General features: G+C 66.9%; 1 protein-coding gene. It reads left to right on the forward strand.

Annotation, left to right across the window (positions count from 1 at the left end; translation table 11 throughout):
* Nucleotides 1–18 precede the first annotated feature (18 nt).
* The coding region (locus GT354_RS31915) for an amino acid adenylation domain-containing protein (RefSeq protein ID WP_272923926.1) at nucleotides 19–2,006 on the forward strand (1,988 nt) is incomplete at its 3' end.

Raw genomic sequence — 2,006 nt, forward strand, 5'->3', positions numbered from 1 at the left:
ACCGGTGCGAGTCTGTTCATGGTTTTGCAGGCGGGTCTCGCCGCTCTCCTGACCCGGTTGGGCGCGGGGGAGGACATCCCGCTGGGGAGTCCGATCGCGGGTCGTACCGATCAGGCCCTCGATCGCCTCGTCGGGTTCTTCGTCAACACCTTGGTGTTGCGCACGGACACGGGGGGTGATCCGTCGTTCACCGAGTTGGTCACGCGGGTGCGTGAGACGTCGTTGGCCGCGTACACCCATCAGGACGTGCCCTTCGAGTACCTGGTCGAGCACCTCAACCCGACCCGTACCCTCGCCCACCATCCCCTCTTCCAGATCATGCTCGCCCTCCAGAACTCCCCCGAGAGCAAGTTCGAACTCCCCGGACTGCGCGCCGATATCGAACTCGGGAGGACGGGCACGGCGAAGTTCGACCTGTTCTTCCACCTCGTCGAGCGGCACGACGAAGACGGCCGGCCCGAGGGCATCGGCGGCGCCGTCGAGTACTCCGGCGACATCTACGACGCCCCCACCGTGCAAGCCCTCTTCGACCGCTGGATACGCCTGTTGGCAGCGGCCACCGCCGAGCCCGACCGTTCGTTCGGCACGATCGACATCCTCACCGCCGAGGAACACCGGGTGACGGTCGACGACTTCAACGACACGGCTCTGCCGTTGCCCGAAGCGTCACTGGGCGAACTCTTCACCCGACAGGTGTCGATGACACCCGACGCCGTGGCGGTACTGGGCGAAGACGCCGGCTTGACCTATGCGGAGCTGGACGCCCGTGCCAACGGGCTGGCCCACGAGGTGATCGCGTGTGGTATTCGTCCCGGTGATGCCGTGGCCGTCCTGTTGCGCCGATCCCCGGAAAGTGTCGTCGCCGTTCTCGCGCTGATGAAGGCCGGCGCCGTCTACGTTCCGCTCGACACCCGCTACCCGGCCGAACGCATCAGCCACGTCCTCACCGACACCGACACCCGCCTGCTGATCACCGACGACGAGTCGGCCGCCCAACCGGGCAGCGAAACAACCCGGTCGATCCGCCTGACGGCTTCGAGTCACACCGACGCCGATCCCGGCGACCCCGGAGTGGTCGTGTCTGCGGATGGTGCGGCGTATGTGATGTATACGTCGGGGTCGACGGGTGTGCCCAAGGGTGTGGTGGTGACGCATCGCAATGTGGTCGCGTTGGCGGTGGATCCGGGTTTCGATGTGCGGGTTCACGAGCGGGTGTTGTTGCATTCGCCGGTGGCGTTCGACGCGTCGACGTACGAGTTGTGGGTTCCCTTGCTCAACGGGGGGACGGTGGTGGTGGCGCCGGCGGGTGATCTGGACGTGCCGGCGTTGGAGCGGGTGGTGGTGGGGCGGGGTGTGACCGCGTTGTGGTTGACCAGTTCCCTGTTCGACGTGGTCGCGGAGCATGCTCCGGGTTGTCTGGGTGCGGTGCGTCAGGTGTGGACCGGCGGGGAGGCGGTGTCGGGGGTTTCGGTGCGTCGGGTGCAGGAGGCGTGCCCGGGGTTGGTCGTGGTCGACGGTTACGGGCCGACGGAGACGACGACGTTCGCGACGAGTCATGTCGTCGGTGATGCGTATGCGGGTGGTCCGGTGGTGCCCATCGGTCGTCCGATGGCGAACATGCGGGTGTATGTCCTGGACGGGTGGTTGCGGCCGGTGGCGCCGGGTGTGGTGGGGGAGTTGCACATTGCCGGGGCGGGGTTGGCTCGGGGTTATCTGAATCGGCCGGGTGCGACGGCGGAGCGTTTCGTGGCGGATCCGTACGGTGTTGTCGCGGGTGCTCGGATGTATCGCACGGGTGACCTGGTGCGTCGTGGTCCGGGTGGTGTGTTGGAGTTCGTGGGTCGGGTGGATCAGCAGGTCAAGATTCGTGGTTTCCGGATCGAGCCCGGGGAGATCGAGGCGGTGTTGACGGGTCATCCCGGTATCGCCCAGGCCGCCGTGGTCGCTCGTGAGGACCTGCCCGGCGACACCCGCCTGATCGCCTACGTCGTCACCGACACCGACAC

It is taken from the genome of Streptomyces sp. SID3343 (assembly GCF_009865215.1).
Taxonomy (GTDB): domain Bacteria; phylum Actinomycetota; class Actinomycetes; order Streptomycetales; family Streptomycetaceae; genus Embleya.